The 21,476-nt window shown below is 72.2% G+C and carries 25 protein-coding genes; 14 read left to right on the plus strand and 11 right to left on the minus strand.

Features of this window, described 5'->3' with window-relative positions:
* The first annotated feature begins 189 nt into the window (after positions 1 to 189).
* Positions 190 to 903: a DUF3800 domain-containing protein gene (locus tag O7602_RS26375; protein ID WP_281585301.1), complete on the plus strand. Its 714-nt coding sequence runs from the start codon at positions 190 to 192 to the stop codon at positions 901 to 903.
* 158 nt (positions 904 to 1,061) lie between these two features.
* Here the strand turns inward: O7602_RS26375 and O7602_RS26380 are convergent, their stop codons facing one another.
* On the minus strand, positions 1,062 to 1,271 hold the full coding sequence (locus tag O7602_RS26380) for a winged helix-turn-helix domain-containing protein (RefSeq protein WP_281585302.1): 210 nt from the start codon (positions 1,269 to 1,271) through the stop codon (positions 1,062 to 1,064).
* A gap of 266 nt (positions 1,272 to 1,537) precedes the next feature.
* Between O7602_RS26380 and O7602_RS26385 the strand changes: the two genes are divergently transcribed.
* Entirely contained in the window at positions 1,538 to 1,813 is a 276-nt protein-coding gene (locus tag O7602_RS26385; RefSeq protein ID WP_281585303.1) for a DivIVA domain-containing protein, read from the plus strand.
* Positions 1,810 to 2,079: a hypothetical protein gene (locus O7602_RS26390; RefSeq protein WP_281585304.1), complete on the plus strand. Its 270-nt coding sequence runs from the start codon at positions 1,810 to 1,812 to the stop codon at positions 2,077 to 2,079. The genes O7602_RS26385 and O7602_RS26390 overlap by 4 nt, the downstream gene beginning before the upstream one ends.
* Before the next feature lie 261 nt (positions 2,080 to 2,340).
* Here O7602_RS26390 and O7602_RS26395 read toward each other — a convergent pair whose 3' ends face one another.
* Together O7602_RS26395 and O7602_RS26400 are read right to left on the minus strand one after the other, a co-directional pair.
* Positions 2,341 to 3,057, minus strand: a complete 717-nt coding sequence (locus O7602_RS26395) for a TIGR03089 family protein (protein ID WP_281585305.1) — start codon at positions 3,055 to 3,057, stop codon at positions 2,341 to 2,343.
* Positions 3,058 to 3,086: 29 nt separating this feature from the next.
* A complete protein-coding gene (locus O7602_RS26400; RefSeq protein ID WP_281585306.1) occupies positions 3,087 to 3,665 on the minus strand; it encodes a TetR/AcrR family transcriptional regulator in 579 nt (192 codons plus the stop codon).
* A gap of 88 nt (positions 3,666 to 3,753) precedes the next feature.
* Here O7602_RS26400 and O7602_RS26405 point away from each other — a divergent pair, with 88 nt between their 5' ends.
* From O7602_RS26405 to O7602_RS26415, 3 genes are all read left to right on the plus strand, one after another.
* Positions 3,754 to 4,128 (plus strand): DUF4267 domain-containing protein, encoded by a 375-nt coding sequence (locus tag O7602_RS26405; protein WP_281585307.1) that lies wholly within the window; start codon positions 3,754 to 3,756, stop codon positions 4,126 to 4,128.
* A gap of 129 nt (positions 4,129 to 4,257) precedes the next feature.
* On the plus strand, positions 4,258 to 4,422 hold the full coding sequence (locus O7602_RS26410; protein WP_281585308.1) for a hypothetical protein: 165 nt from the start codon (positions 4,258 to 4,260) through the stop codon (positions 4,420 to 4,422).
* Between the two features lie 52 nt (positions 4,423 to 4,474).
* Entirely contained in the window at positions 4,475 to 4,948 is a 474-nt protein-coding gene (locus tag O7602_RS26415) for a hypothetical protein (protein WP_281585309.1), read from the plus strand.
* Here O7602_RS26415 and ligD (O7602_RS26420) read toward each other — a convergent pair.
* Together ligD (O7602_RS26420) and ligD (O7602_RS26425) are read right to left on the minus strand one after the other, a co-directional pair.
* The gene (ligD, locus tag O7602_RS26420) at positions 4,875 to 5,789 is read right to left on the minus strand and encodes a non-homologous end-joining DNA ligase (RefSeq protein ID WP_281585310.1); all 915 of its coding nucleotides are present in this window, start codon (positions 5,787 to 5,789) and stop codon (positions 4,875 to 4,877) included. The genes O7602_RS26415 and ligD (O7602_RS26420) overlap by 74 nt on opposite strands.
* On the minus strand, positions 5,779 to 6,717 hold the full coding sequence (gene ligD / locus O7602_RS26425; RefSeq protein WP_281585311.1) for a non-homologous end-joining DNA ligase: 939 nt from the start codon (positions 6,715 to 6,717) through the stop codon (positions 5,779 to 5,781). The genes ligD (O7602_RS26420) and ligD (O7602_RS26425) overlap by 11 nt, the downstream gene beginning before the upstream one ends.
* An 87-nt stretch (positions 6,718 to 6,804) precedes the next feature.
* Here ligD (O7602_RS26425) and O7602_RS26430 point away from each other — a divergent pair, with 87 nt between their 5' ends.
* Positions 6,805 to 7,818 carry a Ku protein gene (locus tag O7602_RS26430; protein ID WP_281585312.1) on the plus strand — a complete coding sequence of 338 codons (1,014 nt, stop codon included), beginning with the start codon at positions 6,805 to 6,807 and terminating at the stop codon, positions 7,816 to 7,818.
* A gap of 55 nt (positions 7,819 to 7,873) precedes the next feature.
* Here the strand turns inward: O7602_RS26430 and O7602_RS26435 are convergent, their stop codons facing one another.
* Positions 7,874 to 8,266 carry a PPOX class F420-dependent oxidoreductase gene (locus tag O7602_RS26435; protein WP_281585313.1) on the minus strand — a complete coding sequence of 131 codons (393 nt, stop codon included), beginning with the start codon at positions 8,264 to 8,266 and terminating at the stop codon, positions 7,874 to 7,876.
* A gap of 285 nt (positions 8,267 to 8,551) precedes the next feature.
* On the opposite strand from O7602_RS26435, the gene O7602_RS26440 reads away from it, so the two are divergent.
* From O7602_RS26440 to O7602_RS26450, 3 genes are all read left to right on the plus strand, one after another.
* The gene (locus tag O7602_RS26440) at positions 8,552 to 9,220 is read left to right on the plus strand and encodes an FKBP-type peptidyl-prolyl cis-trans isomerase (protein WP_281585314.1); all 669 of its coding nucleotides are present in this window, start codon (positions 8,552 to 8,554) and stop codon (positions 9,218 to 9,220) included.
* Positions 9,221 to 9,357: 137 nt separating this feature from the next.
* A complete protein-coding gene (locus tag O7602_RS26445) occupies positions 9,358 to 10,206 on the plus strand; it encodes a hypothetical protein (RefSeq protein ID WP_281590540.1) in 849 nt (282 codons plus the stop codon).
* A gap of 32 nt (positions 10,207 to 10,238) precedes the next feature.
* Positions 10,239 to 10,895, plus strand: a complete 657-nt coding sequence (locus O7602_RS26450) for an HAD family phosphatase (protein ID WP_281590541.1) — start codon at positions 10,239 to 10,241, stop codon at positions 10,893 to 10,895.
* Between the two features lie 10 nt (positions 10,896 to 10,905).
* Here O7602_RS26450 and O7602_RS26455 read toward each other — a convergent pair whose 3' ends face one another.
* Positions 10,906 to 11,631, minus strand: a complete 726-nt coding sequence (locus O7602_RS26455; protein WP_281585315.1) for a DUF981 domain-containing protein — start codon at positions 11,629 to 11,631, stop codon at positions 10,906 to 10,908.
* Positions 11,632 to 11,821: 190 nt separating this feature from the next.
* Between O7602_RS26455 and O7602_RS26460 the strand changes: the two genes are divergently transcribed.
* Complete coding sequence (locus O7602_RS26460; RefSeq protein ID WP_281585316.1) at positions 11,822 to 12,835, plus strand: NADPH:quinone reductase; 1,014 nt, start codon at positions 11,822 to 11,824, stop codon at positions 12,833 to 12,835.
* Positions 12,836 to 13,024: 189 nt separating this feature from the next.
* Here the strand turns inward: O7602_RS26460 and O7602_RS26465 are convergent, their stop codons facing one another.
* The gene (locus tag O7602_RS26465) at positions 13,025 to 14,674 is read right to left on the minus strand and encodes a fatty acid--CoA ligase (RefSeq protein WP_281585317.1); all 1,650 of its coding nucleotides are present in this window, start codon (positions 14,672 to 14,674) and stop codon (positions 13,025 to 13,027) included.
* A gap of 85 nt (positions 14,675 to 14,759) precedes the next feature.
* Between O7602_RS26465 and O7602_RS26470 the strand changes: the two genes are divergently transcribed.
* Entirely contained in the window at positions 14,760 to 15,251 is a 492-nt protein-coding gene (locus O7602_RS26470; protein WP_281585318.1) for an NUDIX domain-containing protein, read from the plus strand.
* Positions 15,252 to 15,258: 7 nt separating this feature from the next.
* Here the strand turns inward: O7602_RS26470 and O7602_RS26475 are convergent, their stop codons facing one another.
* Both O7602_RS26475 and O7602_RS26480 read right to left on the minus strand, forming a co-directional pair.
* Positions 15,259 to 16,932 (minus strand): MDR family MFS transporter, encoded by a 1,674-nt coding sequence (locus O7602_RS26475; RefSeq protein ID WP_281585319.1) that lies wholly within the window; start codon positions 16,930 to 16,932, stop codon positions 15,259 to 15,261.
* A 55-nt stretch (positions 16,933 to 16,987) separates the two neighbouring features.
* Positions 16,988 to 17,545: a type 1 glutamine amidotransferase domain-containing protein gene (locus O7602_RS26480; RefSeq protein WP_281585320.1), complete on the minus strand. Its 558-nt coding sequence runs from the start codon at positions 17,543 to 17,545 to the stop codon at positions 16,988 to 16,990.
* Positions 17,546 to 17,685: 140 nt separating this feature from the next.
* Between O7602_RS26480 and rfaE2 the strand changes: the two genes are divergently transcribed.
* Both rfaE2 and O7602_RS26490 read left to right on the plus strand, forming a co-directional pair.
* Positions 17,686 to 19,464, plus strand: a complete 1,779-nt coding sequence (rfaE2, locus tag O7602_RS26485) for a D-glycero-beta-D-manno-heptose 1-phosphate adenylyltransferase (RefSeq protein ID WP_281585321.1) — start codon at positions 17,686 to 17,688, stop codon at positions 19,462 to 19,464.
* Complete coding sequence (locus O7602_RS26490) at positions 19,461 to 20,333, plus strand: glycosyltransferase family A protein (RefSeq protein ID WP_281585322.1); 873 nt, start codon at positions 19,461 to 19,463, stop codon at positions 20,331 to 20,333. Before rfaE2 ends, O7602_RS26490 begins: the two co-directional genes overlap by 4 nt.
* Here the strand turns inward: O7602_RS26490 and O7602_RS26495 are convergent.
* Positions 20,308 to 21,471, minus strand: a complete 1,164-nt coding sequence (locus O7602_RS26495) for a glycosyltransferase family 9 protein (RefSeq protein ID WP_281585323.1) — start codon at positions 21,469 to 21,471, stop codon at positions 20,308 to 20,310. The genes O7602_RS26490 and O7602_RS26495 overlap by 26 nt on opposite strands.
* Between the last annotated feature and the right edge of the window lie 5 nt (positions 21,472 to 21,476).

Below are 21,476 nucleotides of genomic sequence, written 5' to 3' on the forward strand. Positions count from 1 at the left end.
GGCGTGCGCAGCAGCCCCGACGGCCCGGACGGGGCTGCCTTCCGGTCCCTGCAAACTTGATGGCGTGGATGGCTCAGCGGATGCCGATCAGGCGGCGCCCAGTGTTCGCAGCACTTACTGACGCGCCGCGCATCCAGGTTAGACGGTCAGTTACCGCCCTCTCACCGTTGGGTTGAGTACGCTGCCTCGGTGCTGCTCGGCTATCTCGATGAGTCCTACAGTGCGGATTGGTACTACATGGCTGCCCTGCTGTGTGACGGCACAGGAGCGCAAGCGATCACTACCGCGCTGGACGATGTCATCATCAAAGCCGTCAAGAGCCACGGCGTCGCCGAGGACGCCGAGCTGCACGGATATGAGCTGTTCCAGGGTGAAGGTTGGTGGCAGGATCTTGCTCCCCGCGCCCGGCTCGGTGTCTACAACGACGCGTTCCAGGCGATCGGTCAACATGCAAGAGCGATCATCCTTCGCGGGGTCCATTCCGCAGGGCTGCGGCAGCGATACCTCACACCGGAACCGCCGCACTCGATTGTTCTCCTGCATCTACTGGAGCGGATTGACGACTACGCCAGATCCCAGGGAGAACATGTCCTGGTCATCGCCGACGAGGTCGGTGAACAGGCAAAACACCGGTCAGACATGGCGATGTACCGCAGGTCTGGCACCTGGGGATACCGGGCGAAGAGGCTGACGCAAATCGTTGACACATTGCACTTCGCTCCATCGAGCGCTTCTCGCCTCGTCCAAGCGATCGATCTGGTCACCTTCCTGTACCGCCGCATGGAGTGCCACACGGAGACCACCTTGAGAGCCACCCGGGCCAACGACAACCTGTGGGCGCGCATAGAACCCAAGGTGCGGCATCGCCAGTGCTGGCATCCCGTCGCCCAGCAGCAGCGATAGATGCACGAAGGCCCCGCGTAAGCGGGGCCCAAGGCGGGTTCGGAAGAGAACTTCCTGCACCCATCATAGCGAGCCCCGACGAGGACAGACAGCTTTCCCTGAGTCCGAACCTCGCGCCTCACCCGATGGACGCCCTCTGCCTGATCTTCTACCGGCGCTCAGCTTCGAGGCAGATCGGCGACGAAGACGCCACGGCCGGGACGCCCCACCAGCAGGCCCTGCTCCCGCAGCCGCGCGACGGCTCGGCTGATCGTGGACTGCGACACGTCATAGTCGTCCGCGAGCTTTCGTCCGGAGGGAAGCTGAGAACCCGGCGGATAGGTGCCGTCCTTGATCTTCTTTGACAGGTCAGCGAGCAGCTCATCCATGGTGGGCGGGATAGGCACGTCGGGCCCCTTGCAGTCGGTTGGCCCGGCCAGTATCGATCAAGACGCTCGACAGAGGCAACGCATGTAGCACGGGTGACATAGGTGGGTAGATAACTCGGAGACGTGCTTGACATAGGTGACTCGGTAGCAATACCGTCGCTCTCGGTGATGCGGTGCTGTTGCGGTCGGTTGGCGCCTCTCGTACCGGTCTCGCATCGCCGTCGGGACCCCACGCATCCGCGACCCTCTCGAAGGGCGGTCACCTCGTGCGCAACCTGTTCCGCCGGCCGACCCGCCGGCCCGACGAACCCCCACCGCCGTACCGCTCTCCGCTCCGTCCCGCGCAGGTGCGGGAACGCTGCTTCACCGTGCGCCGGCGCGGGCTCGACCCGGTCGAGACCCGCGCCTTCCTGCACCGCGTCGCCGACGAACTGGCCGTCGCGCAGGCCACCGTGGTCGCGTTGCGGGAGGAGAACGTACGCGTCAAGAACGCGCTCCGCGCCTGGCAGAGCGCCCAGTCGGCGCGGCACCGCTACCGATGACCGAACGTTGGGTGATCCACCTGCCGGTGACCGCGCCGGACCTGCACCGGGCGCGCATCTTCGCGCGTACCGCCGCCCGGGTGCTGGCCCAGATCAGCGCCCGGGTCGAGCCGGGCGGGGTGACCGTGTCAGCGGAGGACGCGCAGTGCGTACGCCATTGGGTCTTCTGCGATCGGCCGTTGACGGACGGCGGTGGGCGATGTGCGCTGCCGGTGGACCACGTCTCGGCGTGCGCCCGACGCGCGCCCTGGCTCCGACGACGCTGATCCATCCGCACCATCAAGTTTCTAGTCAACCGACCGCATACCAACCTCGGGTTGAAGAGAGGGAGGCGCAGATGAGGTACACGGCCACTTGCGTGCGCTCGGGCGGCTGGTGGGCGATCACCGTCCCCGAGGTCACCGGCGTGTTCTCCCAGGCACGGCGTCTCGACCAGGTCGAGGGGATGGCCCGCGAAGCCATCGCTCTGCTCCTCGACGTCGACCTGGGGAGCGCAAGGGTCGAGGTGCGGCCCGAGATGCCCGTCGTCAGAGGCGGTGGGTGTGCGGCGGGGCCGGGTGCGCGGGGTTGGCGTGGATGAGGATCCGGGCGCCGGCGGATAGCGGCGCGAGCAGCCACTTCAACGGCTGCTCGTGCTCGGCCGGGTCGACGAGCAGGCGGTTACCGGCGCGCAGGTCGAGTTGCCCGGCGATCTCCGCGGCCAGTCGCCGCCACGCGCCGAAGCTGGTGCCGTCCGCGGTGGCCGGGTCGGCCGGGTCGACGGCGGTGTAGTCCGGCGGGTCGGCGGGGTGCCGCGACACCTCGGCCGACCAGTCCAGCCAGCCCGCCGGCACCGCGTCGAGCGCGCCGGGGCCGGTGCCGACCAGGTAGCGGTGCGTCCCCTCGGGTACGTCCTCCAGCCAGTCGTCGAGGCGGTCCGGGGTCACGAACACCGCGTCGTAGGGCCGGTCCGCGCCCGGCTCCAGCACCGGCAGCCCGGCCAGCGCCCGGGGCCGGAAGGAGACCGTGAGCCCGACCGACCAGGCCCCGAGCAGCACCGCCGCGGCGCGCCAGTGCGGCGGCAGCAGCACCGCCACCCGGTCGCCGGGGCGTAGCCCGCAGCCGTCGCGCAGCAACCCGGCGCTGCGGGCCGTCCAGGCGCCCAGCTCCGACGCGGTCAGCTCGGCGCGCTCGCCGGTGGCGTCGTCGAGGTAGCTGAGCAACGGCTCGTCGGTGGTGACGGGGGTGGGCGCGGGCGCTGTCATCGGACGTGCTCCTCCCTGGCGGGGTCGCCTCACCCTAGCCGGGCGAATCGGTCCACCAGGAGAGCCAGGCGTCGCTCGTGGTCGGCCCGCCGGAGCCGCCCGTTGCGCATCAGCGTGATCAGGCCGTGCAATCCACTCCAGAACGTCTCGGTGAATGTCCCCAGGTCGTTGTCCCCGGCGAACGGGCGCAGGGTCTCGGCCAGTTGGGCGAAGCCCCGGGCCAGGTCGACCGGGACGTCCTGGGTGGCGAAGGGCAACTCGACGGCGAGGGTGAACATCGCGTCGTAGAGGGCGGGCCGGCGCTCGGCGAACGCGACGTACGCCCGGGCGACGTCGGCCACCGCGCGGCGCGGGTCGGTCGCGGCGGTCCGGACGGCGGTGAGGTCGTCGGCGAGGTCCCCGAAGCCTTCCACGGCGACCGCCGCCATGATGGCGTCCTTGCCCTTGAAGTGGCTGTAGAGGACGGGCTGGCTGTATTCGATCTCGGCGGCGAGCCGGCGGGTGGTGACCGCGTCCCAGCCCTCCGACTCGGCCAGCTCGCGGGCCGTGGCGACGATCGCCCGCTCGCGCTCCGCCCGCTCCCGCTCCCGGCGCGCCTGAATCGACATGACCGAGACTCTAGCACCGCTAGCCAGACTGCCGATGCTCTGCTAGCGTCGCCTTCACATCTAGCAGCGCTAGCTTTTGGAGTCGGTCATGCTCAGCTCCCTCGCCTACGGGCTCGCCATCGTCCTCAACCTGTTCATCGTCTTCATCGGCGCGCGTTTCCTCGTGGCGCCCCGGGCCTCCGCCGCCGGCTACGGCGTCCCGGCGGCGGAGGGCGGAGGCGACCCCGCCTACCTCACGATCAAGGGCGTGCGCGACCTCACCTACGGCCTGGTCGGCCTCGCCCTGATCGCCTTCACCAACGCCGAAGCGGTCGCCTGGTTCATGCTCGTCGTCACGCTGGCCCCGCTCGCCGACACCGTCATCGTGCTCCGGCACGGCGGCACCCGCGCCACCGCCTTCGGCATCCACTTCGCCACCGCCGTGGTCATGCTCCTCGACACCGCCCTGCTGTTCGCCCTCTAGACGCCGGCCGCCCAGCGGCGTCGGCCACCGAAGAGAGCGCCCCCGGGTCCGCGAACGTCGACTTTGGTCGCGGACCCGGGCGGCCGATGGCCGTATCGGCGAGCCGGGCGGCTACGGCACGGTGCGGGCATGACGACCGAACCCCTGCGCCGCCGGCTCCTCCCGGCGATCGCGCTGCTGCTGCTCGCGCCCTGGTCGAGTCGTACCTCGGTGCGGGTCGCCGGTCGCGGCCCTGGCTGGGCCGCCCGGGGCTGGCCGTGGCCGCGCTGCTCTGGCTCGGCGGCAGCCTGCTGATCTTCGCCGACGACGGAGGCCGCAAGGGTTTCAGGCCTCGCCGGTCCAGCTCGTGTTCGCCGCCGGGGTGGCGCTGGCCCTGATCGCCGCCGCCCTGCTGCGCCGCCGTGGCCACGTCGACACCGGTGCCGCGACCGCGCCCCGGCCGGTGTGGGCGGGGCTGCTGGTCGCGGTCGCGTACGCCGGGGCAAGCACCCTGTCGGGCTGGCCGGGGATCGGGGTCGCGCTCGCCCTCGCCGCAGTCACCGCCGTCCTGCTCACGCGCTGGTCCCGGCGGCCCGGCTGGGGACAACTGCACGTACTCGCCGCCGGCTCGGCGAGCGTGCTCGCCGCGGCCGTCTCCGCGTACGACGTGCCGACCTACTCCCCGTCGAGCCCGGCCGCGGACCTGACGGGTGACGTGGCGATCAGCGTGATCGTGCTGCTCCTGGTGGGCGGCGCGTGGTGGCGGATCAGCGGGCGGGCAGCTCGGGACCGCCGTCGAGCAGCGGAGCCAGCAGGTCACCCTGCTTCGCCACCCGCGTGAGCACCTCGGCGGCGGTGTAGGGGCGGGTCGACGGCCGCTTCCCGGCCGCGCCGGCCTCCACCTCGTCCCAGGTCAACGGCGTGGACACGGCCGGCACCGGCTGGGCGCGCAGCGAGTACGGCGCCACAGTCGTCTTCGCCGCGTTGTTCTGACTCCAGTCGATGAAGATCTTGCCGGGGCGCAGGTTCTTCGCCATCTTCGACACGACCAGCTTCGGGTGCGCCTGCTCCAGCTCCCGGGCGACGCCCCGGGCGTAACCGGAGACGACCTCCGCGTCCTGCGTGCCGGCGATCGGGCAGCAGAGTTGCATGCCCTTCTTCCCGGACGTCTTCGGGTAGGCGTCGATGCCGTCAGCGGCCAGCCGGTCACGCATCAGCAACGCCACCTGGCAGCACTGCTTCAACGCGGCCGGGGCGCCCGGGTCCAGGTCGACCACCATCACGTCCGGGTGCGCGCCGATCTTCCACTGCGGCGTGTGCAGCTCCAACGCGGCCAGGTTCGCCAACCAGACCAGGGTGGGCAACTCGTCGCAGACCACGTAGTCGATGGTCTCCCGCCCCTTGCTCGACCCGGGGGCGGGCAGGTTCTCCGTGCGTACCCAACCGGGGGTCGCGGCGGGTGCGTTCTTCTCGAAGAACGAGCCGCCCTCGACGCCGTTGGGAAAGCGGATCCGGGTGAGCGCGCGGTCGCGCAGGTGTGGCAGCAGCACCGGGGCGATCCGGGTGTAGTAGTCGACCACCTCGCCCTTGGTGAAACCCGCCTTCGGGAAGAGCACCTTGTCCAGGTTCGAAAGCTCCAGCGCGCGTCCCTCGACGTCGACCCTGAACCGGTCAGTCGGCATCGTCGACCTCCTCGGGCGGCTTGTCCGGGCGCAGGCGCAGGACCCGCGGAAAGCGCAGCCGGCCGTCCGGGGTGCGCTGGCCGTACTTGACCTCCACCACGACCCGGGGTGATACCCAGATCGCGCCCCGCGCATCCTCGCGCGGCACTCCGGCGGCGAACGGCGAACCGGCGGCACGCAGCGGTTCCAACTCGCGTAGCAGCTCCCGCTCGATCGCCGCGCCGATCCCGCCGCCGACCCGCCCCCGGTAGACCAGCCGCCCGTCCGGCCCCGGCACGCCGACGAGCAGCCCGCCGATCCGGCGCGCGCCGGGCCGCCAACCGCCGACCACGAAGTCGCCGGTTACCTCCAACTTGACCTTCACCCAGTCCGGCGAGCGCACCCCGGGCCGGTAGACGGAGTCGGCCCGCTTGGCCATCACCCCCTCCAGCCCGTGCTCGCCCGCCGCCGCGTAGGTGGCCGGGCCGTCGGTGAAGACCGGCGGCACCGCCCACCGGGCGGCGCCCAACCCGAGCGACTCCAGCGCCGCCCGCCGCTCCCGCCACGGCCGGGGGGTCAGATCCACGCCGTCGAGCCGCAACAGGTCGAAGATCATGTACGTGACGGGTACGGTCGCCGCGAGCCGCGCCGCTTTCGCCGCATTACGCACGTGCATCCGCTCGGCCAGCGCGGTGAACGACGGCTGCCCGTCGGTGAAGAGCACCACCTCGCCGTCGAGCAGCGCGTCGTCGACCTGCTCGGCCAGGTTGAGCAGTTCCGGGTACGCGGTGGTGATCTCGACCCCGGACCGGGCGTAGAAGTGCCGGTCGCCGTGGGAGATGTCGGCGAGCGCGCGGACCCCGTCCCACTTGAACTCGTACGCCCACGCGGCACCCGCCGGGAGCTGCCCGGTCATCGCGAGCATCGGCTTCAACGGCGCGCCGGGCACCTCCTGACTGTAGTTGCACGCCGAAGGGCGTGCGCCTCGTTCGATCGTTTGCGATTCTGGTCTTCAGCCGGGGAGAGGAGCACGGGGATGCGGGCGATCTGGAAGGGAGCGGTGTCGTTCGGCCTGGTGTCGATCGGGGTGAAGGTCTACTCGGCCACCGAGGAGAAGGACATCCGGTTCCATCAGGTGCACCGCGAGGACGGCGGTCGCATCCGGTACAAGCGCACCTGCTCGGTCTGCGGCGAGGAGGTCACCTACGACGACATCGCCAAGGGATACGACATCGGCGGCGGCGAGATGGTCATCCTGACCGACTCCGACTTCGCCGACCTGCCGCTGAGCACCTCGCACGCGATCGACGTGCTGGAGTTCGTGCCGGCCGAGCAGGTCGACCCGATCCTCTACAACAAGGCCTACTTCCTCGAACCGGAGGGCACCGCCACCAAGCCGTACGTGCTGCTGCGCGACGCGCTCACCGACTCGGAGCGGGTCGCGATCGTCAAGGTGGCGCTGCGCCAGCGCGAGCAGTTGGCCACGCTACGGGTCCGTGAGGGCGTGCTGCTGCTCAACACCATGCTCTGGCCGGACGAGATCCGCCAGCCCGACTTCGGCTTCCTCGACGAGGACCTGAAGGTACGCCCGCCGGAGCTGGCGATGGCCAGCTCGTTGATCGACTCGATGGCCGGCGAGTTCGAGCCGGACGCCTTCACCGACGACTACCGGGCCGCGTTGCAGGAGGTCATCGATGCGAAGGTCGAGGGCCGCGAGGTGGTGCAGCCGGAGGAGGAAGAGGCCGCCCCGGCCGCCGCGGTGGACCTGATGGCCGCGCTGAAGGCGTCGGTCGAGCGGGCCCGGGCGGCCCGGGGCGAGGCGCCGTCCGGCGGCGGCGCCGAGCCGACCCCGATCTCGTCGGCCCGCTCGGCGAAGAAGACCGCCGCCAAGAAGACCCCGGCCAAGAAGACCGAGCCGGCGAAGAGGACGCCGGCAAAGAAGACCGCCGAGAAGAAGACCCCGGCCAGGAATACTGCGGCGAAGAAGGCCGAGCCGGCAAAGAAGGCCCCGTCGGCGAAGAAGGCCCCCGCGAAGAAAAAAACCGCCTGAGGTGTAAGGAGGGGCCCCCGCTTAACGCTTCCGGTATAGGCGGGGCCCCTTCTTATCACCCGCGGCCGAGCTTCTCCGTCGGCGTGACGCGGACGATGACACGTTCCTCGCCGGGGCGGCGCCACGGATAGGTGTCCTGGCCGAGATACTTCTTCGCCATCCGGTCGATGTGCTCGTCGGCGCCCTCGGTGACGAACTCGGCGGTGCCCTTGACCCAGAGGGTGCGGAAATCGTCAGCCTTGTCCACCACCGACACCGCGACCACCGGGTTGCGGGCCATGTTCAGGTACTTCTGCCGACCCTTGGCCGTGTTGAACACGATGTGTTCGCCGTCGGTGTCGACCCAGACCGGGGTGACGTGCGGGGTGCCGTCGGACTCGACCGTGGCCACGTGCGCGAGCTGCGGCTCGCCGAGCAGGGCCAGGTCTTCTTCGGTGAGGATCGCCATGGTCGAGACCGTACCGCGACCAGTTGTCGGCCATCGCCGGTTCGCGCCGGCGGCCCTCGGCCAGCGGCCTGACCTCGAGGGGTCTTCCGCGTCGAGGGCGGAGAGGCGCGAACGGTCGGATCGCGAGGTTCGTCACCGATTTCGCGGCGGGGCCCACCGAGGGTTGAGCTGTTAAGAAGGGGCCCCGCCTATACCAAATGCGTTAAGAAGGGCCCCCGCCTTTACTCGGTGTGGGGGTGTGGGCGGGTACCGTGTGCGCGCACCCACCCACTGCAGGGAGTCGACGTGAGCGAGCGTGTGGAGAACCGGTCGGAGGAGCAGGCCGCCCCGGCCACCAAGGCAGGGCGGCGGCTGGCTGCCCAACTGGCCGAGAAGAAGGCCGCCGAGGCGCGACGGCGACGGCAGTCGATGCTTGGCGCCGCCGCCGGTGTGCTCGCCGTGGTGGCCCTGGTCGGCGGCCTGGTCTGGTTGAACAGCGGGGACGACGACAAGCCGGCCACCGCTTCCTCGGCGAGCCCGAGCGCTCCCACCGACCAGGTCGAGCCCACCGCGCCGCCCGCCCCGGAACTGCCCGCCGACATCGACCCGGCGCTGAAGACCAAGCCGACCGTCAAGGCCGGCTCGGGCGAGCTGACCAAGCTGAAGGTCACCACGCTGGTCAAGGGCAAGGGCGCGCCGGTGAAGGCCGGGCAGACGATCACCACGAACTACGTGGGTGTCTTCTACAAGGACGGCAAGCAGTTCGACGCGTCCTGGGACAACGGCCAGCCGGCCACCTTCCCGATCGGCGTCGGTCAGGTCATCAAGGGCTGGGACCAGGGCCTGGTCGGCGTGCCGGTGGGCAGCCGGGTGCAGCTGGACCTCCCGGCCGATCTGGCGTACGGCGACAATGCCGAGGGCGGCCGTCCGGCCGGGCCGCTGCGCTTCGTCGTCGACGTGCTGGCTGCGCAGTAGATCACTCCAGGCTTCCGCCCGGTCACCAAGCGGCAGTAGGTTCGTGTCACCGTGGGCGGTCCACCGCCCACGGTGACCTGTTCACCCACGCGGAGGTGCACGTGGCGGCGCTGGACGACAACGGAACGGCTCGGCAGATGTGGACGCTCTTCGAGCCGGTCCACGCGGTGACCTACTTCCATCCTCGGGCCCGGGCCGCGTTCGAGGCGGTCGGGCTGCGCGGCTACTGGCGTGGCTACTTCGCCGGCCGGGCCGCGCCGCTCGGGCCGGTTGACGCGCCGACGGTGACGGCCGCGTTCTTCAGCTTCGCGCCGCCGATGGTGGCCCGGGCGCTGCCGTCGGTGTGGCAGCTGGCTTCGCCGGAGGAGGCGCTGCGGGCCCGGCTCACCGGGGCGGTGCAGGCGCTCGCCGAGTTCACCTACGAGCTGCCCGAGGCGCACCTGGCCGAGGCCGCCGGTCTGCTGGAGGAGGCGGCCGACCGGGTGGACACCGCCGGGCGGGTGCTCGGCGCGGTCAACGCCGCCCTGCCGCGCGGTGAATACCCGTTGGCCCGGCTCTGGCAGGCCGCCGCCACGCTGCGCGAGCACCGGGGCGACGGGCATGTCGCGGCGCTTGTCGGCACCGGCCTGGACCCGATCGAGGTGGTGGCCTGGCGGTGCCGGGTCGACCAGTCGCGCGAGTTCCACCAGCCGGCCCGGGGCTGGACCGACGAGGAGTGGTCCGCCGCCGAGGAGCGGCTTGTCGACAAGGGTTGGCTGACCGCCGACCGGGGTGCGACCGCGCATGCCACCGCCACGTTCCGGGCCGTGGAGGAGGCCACCGACCGGGCCGCCTCGGGGCCGTGGCGGGAGCTGGGCGCGGAGCGTACCGGGCGGTTGCGGGAGCTGCTCGAACCGATCGCGACCCGCTGTCGCACGATCATCCCGCCGCTGGCCCCGATCGGCCTGCCGGCGCAGCGGTCCACCGGGGCCACGCTGCCGGGGTGAGCCGGGCCGCCGGCTGGGGCAGGATGGGCGGCATGGTGGACGCGGTGCTCTTCGACCTGGACGGCGTGATCGTGGACTCGGAACCGGTCTGGGAGGAGGTCCGCCGGGCGTACGTGGCCGCGCACGGAGGCGCCTGGCAGCCCGACACGCAGCGCCGGTTGATGGGCATGAGCACCGGCGAGTGGGCCGACTACCTGAGCGGCGAGCTGGGCGTCGACAGGTCGGCCGAGCAGGTCGCCGCCGAGGTGGTGGCCGAGATGACCCGGCGGTACGCGCAGCGCGTACCACTGATCGACGGGGCCGACGCGGTGGTGCGCCGCATGGCCGCGCGGTGGCCGCTGGGGCTGGCCAGTTCCTCGCCGACCCGGCTGATCGCGGCGGCGCTGGATGCGACGGGCCTGGCCGACGCGTTCGGCGCGACGCTGTCGACCGAGGAGACCGCCCGGGGCAAGCCGGCGCCGGACGTGTGGTTGGCGGTGGCGGCGCGGCTGGGTGTCGACCCGGCGCGGTGCGTGGCGGTGGAGGACTCGTCGAACGGGGTGCGTTCGGCGGCGGCTGCCGGGTGCCGGGTGGTGGCGGTGCCGCACGTGTCGTACCCGCTGGATCCGGACGCCGCGGCTCTCACCGCGGTGTCGCTTCCCTCGATCGGCGCGCTCACCCCCGAGGTGGTCGAGGGGTTGTTGGGCTGAGGCGGGTGGCCTACTGGGTGTGCACGATCAGGCCGATGTGGGTGAAGTAGTTCAACGCGCCGAACAGCATGAACGCGAGGCCGGCCAGGGTCCAGGCGACGCCGGTCACGACGAGCAGCGGCCGGCGCATCTGGCGCAGCGCGAACGGAAAGAGCACCGCGCCGATGCCGACCAGGACGTACAGCCCCGAGATGAAGGTCGCCTCGATCCACGGGTAGTCGGCGAACTGCCCGCTGATCGGCTCCTCGGGCGGGGCGGCGAAGAGGGTGAACGCCCAGCCCGCCGCGGCGATGGCGAAGCAGCAGAGTCCGAGCGCGAAGACGAACAGCGAGATCGGCGCGGCCAGTTTCCGGATGAGTTCGAGTCGTCGGTCCACGGCGCCGTCGGCGGTGGTCGTGAAGAGTGGCGCGCGTCGCCACAGCACGAGGGCCGAGCCGAGCAGCAGCACGCCGAAGGCGAGCGCCGGCTCCCCGAAGATGATGTTGTCGAAGGCGAACCCGCCGCTGGCCAGCGGCCACGTCAGGGTCATGTGCAGGCCCGTGGCGGTGAGCAGCGCGCCGAGCACCGCGAAGGCCATCGACCAGCCTTCCGGCGCGATCTCCCGGCCGTCGACCAACTGACGGCCCAGCGCCACCACCAGCAGCAGCCCGACCCCGGCGGCGACCGACATGATCGTGTTGTAGGTGGGCATCTCCACCCAATTGATCTTCAAGCCGTCCTGCGCCAGAACGAACACGGTCGTCACCCTTTCGCGAGTTCGTGCCTGGTGCGGGTCCCCCGCCCCAGCCGGCTCAAACCGCGCCGGCGGCCATCCCGCGGGCAGGCTGAGCTGCGCGAATCAAAGCGGCCCGCCCGCTACCGGAGCGTCGAGCGGGGACCCTCCTTAGGGTGGGGGTAGCGCACGCGACGACGGCGGAGGGACGGCGATGAAGGCGATCGTGTACGAGCGCAGCGGTGACGCCTCGGTGCTCCAGCTGGTGGAGCGACCGGTGCCGGAGCCGGGTCCCGGCGAGGTGCTGGTGCGGATGGCCGTGTCCGGGGTGAACCCGACCGACTGGAAGGCCCGCCAGGCGTGGCCGCTGCCGGCCGGCTGGCAGATCCCGCACCAGGACGGCGCCGGGGTGGTCGAGGCGGTCGGCGAGGGCGTCGACCAGATCATGATCGGCGAGCGGGTCTGGGTCTGGGAGGCGGCCTGGCAGCGTCCCTGGGGGACGGCCGCCGAATACACGGTGGTCCCGGTCCGGCACGCGGTGTCGCTGGGCTCGGCCCCGTTCGACCTGGGCGCGGCGCTGGGCATCCCGTTCATGACCGCGCACCGCTGCCTGACCGCCGGCGAGTTCGTGCCGGACAAGTTGCACGCCGGCGCGTTGAGCGACCACGTGGTGCTGGTGCAGGGCGGGGCGGGAGCGGTCGGCAACGCGGCGATCCAGCTCGCTCGCTGGGCCGACGCCTGCGTGATCACCACGGTCAGCACTCCGGAGAAGGCGCAGCTCGCCGCCGCGGCCGGGGCCGATTTCGTGATCAACTATCGCGAGCAGGACGTGGTCGAGGAGGTCCGCAAGGTCGCGCCCGACGGGGTGCACACGATCGTCGAGGTGTCCGCCGCCCGCAACGCCGCCGCCGACGTACGGATCCTGCGCCCCGGCGGCGCGGTCTGCGTCTACGCCGACGACGGCGGCGACGAGGTGACGCTGCCGATCCGGCCGCTCATGGGTCCGAACGCGCGCTGGCAGTTCGTGCTCGTCTACACCGCGCCGAAGGTGGCGAAGGCGCAGGCGGTGACCGACATCGCGGCGGCGGTGGAGCAGGGCGCGATCCGGGTCGGCGAGGAGGCCGGCCTGCCGCTGCACCGGCACCCGTTGGCGGAGACCGCGGCGGCTCAGCAGGCGGTACGCGACGGCGCGGTGGGCAAGGTGCTGGTCACCACCGCGGACGAGTAGGAACGCGGATCAGATTTCCCCGACATCGGGACAGAGGCGAACAAGTTTCGCAAGAATGGACGGAGCGGGGCCACCCCGTAACGGACGGGCGGCCCCGGCGCGGTGCGAACGCCGGGGCCGCCCTCTGGGAGGAATGTCCGTTCGGAAAACATGTTCCTACCCGTGTTGGCGACGGTACGCCGGAAAGTGTTACGGCGCGGTCAGTTCCCGCACCTCAAGCCCGCCGTCGGCGTACCGCGAGCGCACCACCTTCTTGTCGAACTTGCCGACGCTCGTCTTCGGCACCGCGTCGATGAACGCCCAGCGTTCCGGCAACTGCCAACGGGCCACCGACCCGGCCAGGAAGTCCCGCAGCTCCTCCGCGGTCACCGAGACGCCCTCCCGGACCACCACCGTGGCCAGCGGGCGCTCGTCCCACCGTTCGTCCGGTACGCCCACCACGCACGCCTCCAGCACCGCCGGGTGCGCCATCAGCGCGTTCTCCAGCTCGACCGAGGAGATCCACTCCCCGCCCGACTTGATCACGTCCTTGGCACGGTCGGTGAGCGTGATGTACCCGTCCGGCGAGAGCGTGCCCACGTCCCCGGTCCGCAGCCAGCCGTCCCGGAACTTCTCCGGGTCCGGGACCTCGTCCCCGACGTACCGGGCGGTCACCCACGGCCCACGGACCTCCAGCTCGCCCACGGACGTCCCGTCGGCGGGCAGCGGCTCACCGAGCGGGCCGACGATCCGCGCGGCCACGCCCGCCGGAACCCGGCCCTGGGTGTAGCGGTAGCGCCAGGCGTCGTCGCCGGTGGCGCCGGCCGGTGCTCGCGACACCGAGCCGAGCGGCGACATCTCGGTCATCCCCCAGGCGTGGATGACCTCGATCCCGTGCCGGTCGTGGAAGGCGTGCATCAGCGCCGGCGGGCAGGCCGAACCGCCCACGATCACCTCGGTCAGCGAGGAGATGTCCACGTCGTGGCCGTCCAGGTAGGCCAGCAGGTCGGTCCAGATGGTCGGCACCGCGCCGGCCAGGGTAGGTCGCTCGGCGGCGATCATCGCGGCGATCGGCTCGGCCTGGAGGAACCGGTCCGGCATGATCAGCGAGGCGCCGGAGAGGAACGCCGCGTAGGGCAGGCCCCACGACATGGCGTGGAACATCGGCACGATGGCCAACTCCCGGTCCTTCGGACCGAGGCCGAAGCCCTCCGGCATGCAGACCTGGAGCGAGTGCAGATAGATCGAGCGGTGCGAGTAGGCCACGCCCTTGGGGTGGCCGGTGGTCCCGGACGTGTAGCAGAGCGCCGCCGCGTCCCGTTCGTCCACCTCCGGCCAGTCGAAGTGGTCCGGCCGGTCGGCCAGCAGCGCGTCCCAGTGGTGCACGGTGATCCGGTCGCCGGCCGCCGCCACCAGCGGGGCCGGGTCGCCGCCGCCGACCACCACCACGTGCCGCACCGAGCCCATCTCGCCGATCACCCGGGCCAGCAGCGGGATGAGCGTGCTGTCGACGAGCACCACCCGGTCCTGCGCGTGGTTGGCGATGTAGGCGACCTGGTCGGGGAAGAGCCGGAGGTTGAGCGTGTGCAGCACCGCGCCCATGCTCGGCACGGCGAAGTAGGCCACCAGGTGCTCGCTGTTGTTCCACATGAAGGTGGCGACCCGCTCGTCGCCGGTCACCCCGCACTCGTCGCGCAGCGCGTTGGCCAGCCGGGCGGCGGCGCGGCCCACCTCCGCGTACGTCATCCGGCGCGGTTCGGCACCGGTCCACGTCACCACCTCCGCCGTGCCGTGCACGGTGGCGCCGTGTTCGAGGATCCGGGAGACCTGGAGGGGGGCGTCCATCATCGTGCTACGCATGGGTGACAACGTAGTGTCGCCGTTCACACCAGCGGAACCCCCCGGAAAGACCGAGCCGGCCGGAATTGATGCGTAGATTGTCCGGGTGAGCATCTCGTGGGCGGACTCGTACGTCGGACAGCTCCGCGCCCTGGCCGGTGACCGGACCCTGATGTTCGTCGGCGCCCGCGCCGTGGTGCGCGACAACGCCGCCCGGGTGCTGCTGATCCGGCGCTCCGACAACGGCCAGTGGGCGTTGCCGGCCGGCGCGATGGAACTCGGCGAGTCGATCGCCGACTGCGCGGTCCGGGAGGTGCGCGAGGAGACCGGCCTGCGCGCGCTGCGGGTGAGCGCATTCGCGCTCTACACCGGGCCGGACCGCACCCACACCAACATGTACGGGCACACCTACCAGGTGTTCACCGCCGCGTTCCGGGTCGACGAGTGGGACGGCACGCTGTCCCGGTTCACCGACGAGACCACCGACGCCGGCTTCTTCCACCGGGCGGAGTTTCCCACCCCGCTCTCGTCCAGCGTGCCCGAGACACTCGCCGACCTGGACGTCTTCGAGCAGACCAACCGCCTGATCCTGAAGTAGGCGAGCCTCAGAGCATCGTCTGCGACTTCGCCTCCATCTCGGCGGCGGCCTCGTCCTTCGACTCCTTGGGGAGCGGCTTGCCGCCCGGGGCGGCGGCCTGACCGCCCAGCGGGTCGGCGCCGCCGGTGACGCCCCGCGGTCCGGCACCGCGTAGCTGGTGGTTCGGCATGGCCAGGGTGACCAGCACCGCCAGCACGGCGACCAGCCCGGTGGTCAGGAAGACCACGTGCAGCGCGTCGACGAACGACGCCTGGATCGCGGCGCGTACCGGGGCGGGCAGGGCGAGGATGGTCGCCGGGTCGTTGATCGAGATGTTCCCGGCGCCGCCGGCCGCCACCGCCGCCCGCTGCTGCGGCGGGAGCTGGGCGACCGCGCCGGGCAGCCGGTCGCCGAGCGCGGCGGCGAGCCGCGTCGACAGCACCGCGCCCAGGATCGCCACCCCGAACGACCCGCCGAGCGACCGGAAGAAGGTGGCCGAGGAGGTGCCCGCGCCCAGGTCGCGGACGTCCACCGCGTTCTGCACGGCCAGGATGAGGGACTGCATGCACAGGCCCAGCCCGACGCCGATCACCACCATGTAGCCGAACGCCACCCAGAGCGACGTGGTCACCTGAAGTTGCCGGAACAGCAGCATGCCGGCCACCAGCACGGCGGAACCGGCCACCGGGAACCACTTGTACCTGCCGATCCGGCTCATCGCCCGGCCGGTGAGGATCGACGTGACGATGATGCCGGCCATCATCGGCAGCATCAGCAGACCGCTGCGGGTCGGCGAGGCGCCCTTGACGATCTGGAGGTAGAGCGGAATGAAGATGATCGACCCGAACATCACCAGGCCGAGCACGAAACCGGCGGAGTTCGCGAGCGCGAACGTCCGGCTGCGGAACAGCCGCAGCGGCAGGATCGGCTCCCGGGTCCGGGCCTCCTGGACCAGGAACGCCGCGCCCAGCACCGCGCCGGCCACGAACAACCCGACGATCAACCCGGAACCCCAGGCGTACGAGTTGCCGCCCCAGCTCAACGCCAGCAGCAGGCAGCTCACGCCGGCGACGAGCAACGCCGCGCCGATCCAGTCGACCGTGTGCTCGCGGCGCTGGAACGGCACCAGCCGCATGACATGCCAGCAGACCACGATGGCGAGGATCGCCAGCGGCACGTTGAGATAGAAGATCCACCGCCAGTTGGTCTCCGCGAAGTAGCCACCGACGAGCGGGCCGGCCACCGACGACAGGCCGAACACGGCACCGAACAGGCCCTGGTAGCGGCCCCGCTCCCGGGGTGGCACCACGTCCGAGATGATGACGAACGCCAGCGTCATCAGGCCGCCCGCGCCGAGGCCCTGCACACCCCTGGTGACGATCAACTGGGTCATGTCCCGGGACAACCCGGCCAGCAGCGAGCCGACCAGGAACGCGCCGATGGAGAACAGGAACACCGGGCGGCGACCGTACAGGTCGGCCATCTTGCCGTAGAGCGGCGTCGAGGCGGTCGACGCCAGCAGGTACGCCGTGACGACCCACGAGTAGTGGTCGATCCCGCCCAGCTCACCGACGATGGTGGGCAGCGCGGTGCCGACGATGGTCTGGTCGAGCGCCGCCAGCAGCATGCCGGTCATCAGCCCGAACATCAGCAGGCGGATCTGGCGGGCGGGCAACGAGGGACGAGCGGCCTGGGCGGTCATCCCGCTTCCTATCCCACCGGGGGCGGATCATGCCCCCGGTGGGCGGGCGAGTTTCCTAGCCGGCGGTGTGCCGGCCCTCGGCGAACTCTTCGACGATCTTGGCGCAGAACGCCGGCAGGTCGTCCGGCTTGCGGCTGCTGACCAGCCCGTTGTCGGTGACGACCTCCTGGTCCACCCAGTTGGCGCCGGCGTTGGTGAGGTCGGTGCGCAGGCTCGGCCAGGAGGTGATCGTGCGGCCCCGCACCACGTCCGCCTCGACGAGCGTCCACGGGCCGTGGCAGATCACCCCGACCGGCTTGCCGGCGTCGAAGAACGACTTCACGAACCGGACCGCCTCCGGGTCGGTCCGCAGGAAGTCCGGGTTCGCCACCCCGCCGGGCAGCACCAGACCGTCGTACGCCCCGGCGTCCGCTTCCTTCGTGGTCACGTCGACCTGGTACTGCTTGCCGTGGTCCAGGTGGTTGAACGCCTGGATCGAGCCGGACTCGATGGAGACCAGCTCCACCTGGGCCCCGGCGTTCTCCACCGCCTCGCGCGGCTTGGTGTACTCGACCTCCTCGACGCCGTCGGCGGCCAGGAAGGCGATGCGCTTGCCCTGAAGTGTCGCTGCCATGCTGCTTCTCCTCTCCGGGGTGTGTCTGCACGGTTCCCCCGGCCGATGCCCCGAAACCGGGCGCATCGGGTGGCCGGCGTCGCACCCGGACCGCCGGGCGGCCAGGTTTGGCCGGTCGCCCCACGGGGACCCGGAGGGGCATGGCAGGAGCAGCGGCGGAAGAGCGCCGGCTGGCCACCGTCGTGGCGAGCTGGCAGGAACGTCCTGTGCTGGTCGTCGGCGACGCCATGCTCGACGAGTGGCGGTTCGCCGAGTCGGAGCGGCTCTGCCGGGAGGCGCCCGCGCCGGTCCTCACCCTGCGCCGCCGGATCTCCGCCGCTGGCGGGGCCGCGAACACCGCGGTGAACGTGGCCGCGCTCGGCGGCCGGGCCGTGCTCGTCGCCCCGGTCGGCGCCGATGTCGCCGGGGACGAGCTGCACGACTGCCTGGACCGGGCGACGGTCTGGGACCGTACGGTGAGCCAGCCCGGCCGGCCCACCCCGGTCAAGCGGCGGATGCTCGCCGGCAACCAGATCCTGCTCCGGGAGGACTCCGGCGGCCCGGAGGACACGCTCGACGAGGACGCGGTGGCCCGCCTGCTGACCGCGCTGCACTGCGCCACCGAGGAGCTGCGCGCGGTGGCCGCCGGACGGCCACTCACGCTCGTGGTCTGCGACTACGGCCTGGGCGGGCTGCCCTCGACGGTCCGCGCCTGGCTGGTCGCCAACCGCGACCGGTACGGCACGGTGGCGCTCGACGCGCACGACCTGGCCGACTGGCGCGGGCTCAACCCGACCGTGGTCACCCCCAGTTTCGCCGAGGCCACCCGGCTGCTGGCCCGCGCCGCGGCCGGTTTCGCCCACCCCGGACGGAACACCGTCCCCACCGGCGGTGACCTGCACCTGGACCACGCGGCGGACGACGACGGCCCGTCCGAGCTGGTGGTCGGCGCCGCGCCCGGCGGAGCCGGCGAACGGGAGGCGGACGCCCCGTCCGGGCCGACCGGCGAGCCGACGCCCGGCGAGGGGCGGGTGGCGTTGACCGGCAACGGGCTCAGTGTCACCGGCACCGGGGTGACCGTGAACGCGACGGCCGGTGCGGGCGTGGACCGGGCCGTGCTGGCCGAGTCGCGCCTGTCCGAGCTGCGCGCGCACACCGGCGCGGACGTGGTGGCGGTGACCCTGGACACCGAGGGCGCGGTGGTCGGCGGCGCCGACGGCTCACCCCGGCGCAGCCACAGCACCCCGGTCCCGGCCAGCCACGCCGTCGGCGCCGGGGACGCGTACCTGGCGGCCATGACGCTGGCGCTGGCCGCCGAGGCGGGCCTGCCGACCGCCGCGCAACTCGCCCAACTCGCCGCCACCATCACGGTCGCCGACACCGGCACCTGCGTGTGCCGGCGGGAGGACCTGCTCGCCGCGCTCGGCACCGCCGGCGGGGACGCCGGGCACCCGGCGCTCGTCGACGCCGGGGAGTTGGCCGCGATCGTCGCCGAACACCGCGCGGCGGGCCGGTCGGTGGTGTTCACCAACGGCTGCTTCGACGTGCTGCACCCGGGGCACGTCCGCTACCTGACCCAGGCCCGCGCGCTCGGCGACCTGCTCGTCGTGGCGGTCAACTCGGACGGCAGCGTCCGCCGGCTCAAGGGCCCGGACCGGCCGGTCAACCCGGTCGAGGACCGCACCGCCCTGCTGGCGGCGCTCGCCTGCGTCGACCACGTGGTGGTCTTCGAGGAGGACTCGCCGGTCCGGCTGATCGAGGCGGTCCGCCCCGACGTCTACGTCAAGGGCGGCGACTACCCGCCGGAGATGGTGCCCGAGGCGCCGCTGGTGCGCCGCCTCGGCGGGCAGGTGCGCACGCTCGGATACGTGCCGGACCGCTCCACCTCGGCGATCATCGACCGGATCCGGGCCCAGGCGGTCGAGAGCAGGCCGGCGTGACCCGACCGCTCGACCCGGGCACGCCCGAGCAGTTCCGCCGACCCCGGCGCGTCGACGTGCTGATCCCCACCCGCAACCGGCCCGCCGAGCTGGCGGTCACCCTCGCCGGGCTGGCCGCCCAGGAGGGCGTACCCGGTTTCGGGGTGGTGGTCAGCGACCAGTCCGACGGCGATCCCGCGTACGCCCACCCGGCGGCGGCCACCATGATCCGCGCCCTGCGGCACCGGGGGCACCCGGTGTTGCTGACCCGGCGGCTGCCCCGGCGCGGGCTGGCCGAGCACCGGTCCTACCTGCTGGCCCGGTCGGCGGCCGACGCGGTGCTCTGCCTCGACGACGACGTGTGGCTGGAGCCGGGCAGCCTGTCCCGGCTGGTCACCGCGCTGGCGGAGCTGGGCTGCGGGTTCGTCGGCAACGCGGTGCACGGGCTGTCCTACGTCGACGACGTGCGCCCGGACACCCACCGACACTACGAGGAGTGGCCGGGCCCACCGGAGCCCGAGCGGATCCGCCCGGGCACGCCGGAGTGGCAGCGGGCGTCGATCCACCCGGCGGCGAACCTGCTGCACGTCACCGAGAAACTGGCGCTGCCGGCGGACGCCTGGCGGGCGTACAAGGTGTCCTGGATCGGCGGCTGCGTGCTCTACGACCGGGCGAAGCTGGTCGACTCCGGCGGCTTCGACTTCTGGGACCGGCTGCCCGAGCGGCACCAGGGCGAGGACGTGGCCGCCCAGCTCGCGGTGCTGGAGCGCCACGGCGGCGCCGGCGTGCTGCCGAGCGGCGCCTACCACCTGGAGTCGCCGACCACTGTCACCGAGCGGGACGTGGAGGCGTGGGAGGTCGTGCTCAACGAGCCGGTGGCGGAGGTGTGAGCAGGTCACGGGCCGCCTCGATCACCTCGACGGCCGGCACGTCGGCGACGAACGACACCCGGTGCGGGCAGTTCCCGTCGCCGGGGCGGTGCGGATAGATCCCGGGCGTGCAGTCGACGCCGCAGACCGGGCAGCGGATGGTCCAGGCGGCGATCGGGCGGTGCCGGCCACGCAGCGGCGACGCCCCGTTGATCAGGTTGCCGATCCAGAAGATCCCGACGGTCGGTGCGCCCACGGCGGCGGCCAGGTGCAGCGGGCCGGTGTCGTTGGAGACCACCAGCGCGCAGTCCGCGTAGGCGGCGGCGAGCGCGCCGAGCCCCAGCGTGCCGACCTGCGGACGCACCGGCACGCCGGCCGCCGCGACCACCGCGTCGACCGTCTCCCGCTCGGCCGGGGTGCCGGTGACAAGCACCTCGTACCCGTCCCCGGCCAGCGCCCGGGCGACCTCGGCGAAGCTCTCCGGCGGCCAGCGCCGCCGGGTGTCGGTGGCCCCCGGGTGCAGCGCCACCCGGGGTCGGGTCGGCGCGCCGAGCACCACGGACGCCTCGGCCCGGTCGGCGTCGGTCACCGCCAGCACCGGGGTGATCGTGGTGGCCGGCGCCCCGACCAGGGCCACCACCTCCAGGTAGCGGACCACCTCGTGCTGGTAATAGACGTAGCGCAGCCAGCGGTCGAGCGGCGGCGCGTCCTCGGCCCGCAGGCCGGCGGTGACCCGGGCGCCGAGCCGCGCCACGAACGGGTTGGAGTTGGCGCCACCGCCGTGCACCTGCAACGCCAGGTCGAACCGTTCGGCGCGGGCGGCGGCCAGGAAGTCCGCCGGCTCGACCGGCGACTCGTCCGGCCCGGGCTCGCGGATGCCCGGCGTCGGCGGCACCACCAGCACCCGGTCCACCGGGCCGGGCCGGTCGCGCCAGAACGCCGCGTGCCACGGCGCGCCGAGCAGCACGATCTCCGCCGACGGGTACGCCATCCGCAGCGCGTCAAGCGCGGGGAGCAGGAAGATGAAGTCGCCGAGCGCGTTGGCCCGCAGCACGGCGATCCGTTCGACGTCCGGTATGCGCTCGCCGGTCGGGCCGAGCGCCGACGACGGCTCCCGGCCGCAGCGCGCCGAGCTGGAGCCGTCGGACGGGGTGGTCACCCGGA

This window comes from Micromonospora sp. WMMD1128, assembly GCF_027497235.1.
In the GTDB taxonomy this organism is placed as follows: Bacteria; Actinomycetota; Actinomycetes; order Mycobacteriales; family Micromonosporaceae; genus Micromonospora.

Excerpts from the sequence above, each read along its gene's own strand:
- O7602_RS26410 (WP_281585308.1), top strand. The coding sequence starts at position 4,258 with ATGACGACCGAACCCCTGCGCCGCCGGCTCCTCCCGGCGATCGCGCTG.
- O7602_RS26395 (WP_281585305.1), bottom strand. The coding sequence starts at position 3,057 with ATGACAGCGCCCGCGCCCACCCCCGTCACCACCGACGAGCCGTTGCTC.
- O7602_RS26450 (WP_281590541.1), top strand. The coding sequence starts at position 10,239 with ATGGTGGACGCGGTGCTCTTCGACCTGGACGGCGTGATCGTGGACTCG.
- rfaE2 (WP_281585321.1), top strand. The coding sequence starts at position 17,686 with ATGGCAGGAGCAGCGGCGGAAGAGCGCCGGCTGGCCACCGTCGTGGCG.
- O7602_RS26475 (WP_281585319.1), bottom strand. The coding sequence starts at position 16,932 with ATGACCGCCCAGGCCGCTCGTCCCTCGTTGCCCGCCCGCCAGATCCGC.
- O7602_RS26435 (WP_281585313.1), bottom strand. The coding sequence starts at position 8,266 with ATGGCGATCCTCACCGAAGAAGACCTGGCCCTGCTCGGCGAGCCGCAG.
- O7602_RS26460 (WP_281585316.1), top strand. The coding sequence starts at position 11,822 with ATGAAGGCGATCGTGTACGAGCGCAGCGGTGACGCCTCGGTGCTCCAG.
- O7602_RS26445 (WP_281590540.1), top strand. The coding sequence starts at position 9,358 with ATGTGGACGCTCTTCGAGCCGGTCCACGCGGTGACCTACTTCCATCCT.
- O7602_RS26480 (WP_281585320.1), bottom strand. The coding sequence starts at position 17,545 with ATGGCAGCGACACTTCAGGGCAAGCGCATCGCCTTCCTGGCCGCCGAC.
- O7602_RS26390 (WP_281585304.1), top strand. The coding sequence starts at position 1,810 with ATGACCGAACGTTGGGTGATCCACCTGCCGGTGACCGCGCCGGACCTG.
- O7602_RS26430 (WP_281585312.1), top strand. The coding sequence starts at position 6,805 with ATGCGGGCGATCTGGAAGGGAGCGGTGTCGTTCGGCCTGGTGTCGATC.
- ligD (WP_281585310.1), bottom strand. The coding sequence starts at position 5,789 with ATGCCGACTGACCGGTTCAGGGTCGACGTCGAGGGACGCGCGCTGGAG.
- O7602_RS26400 (WP_281585306.1), bottom strand. The coding sequence starts at position 3,665 with ATGTCGATTCAGGCGCGCCGGGAGCGGGAGCGGGCGGAGCGCGAGCGG.
- O7602_RS26405 (WP_281585307.1), top strand. The coding sequence starts at position 3,754 with ATGCTCAGCTCCCTCGCCTACGGGCTCGCCATCGTCCTCAACCTGTTC.
- O7602_RS26380 (WP_281585302.1), bottom strand. The coding sequence starts at position 1,271 with ATGGATGAGCTGCTCGCTGACCTGTCAAAGAAGATCAAGGACGGCACC.
- O7602_RS26465 (WP_281585317.1), bottom strand. The coding sequence starts at position 14,674 with ATGCGTAGCACGATGATGGACGCCCCCCTCCAGGTCTCCCGGATCCTC.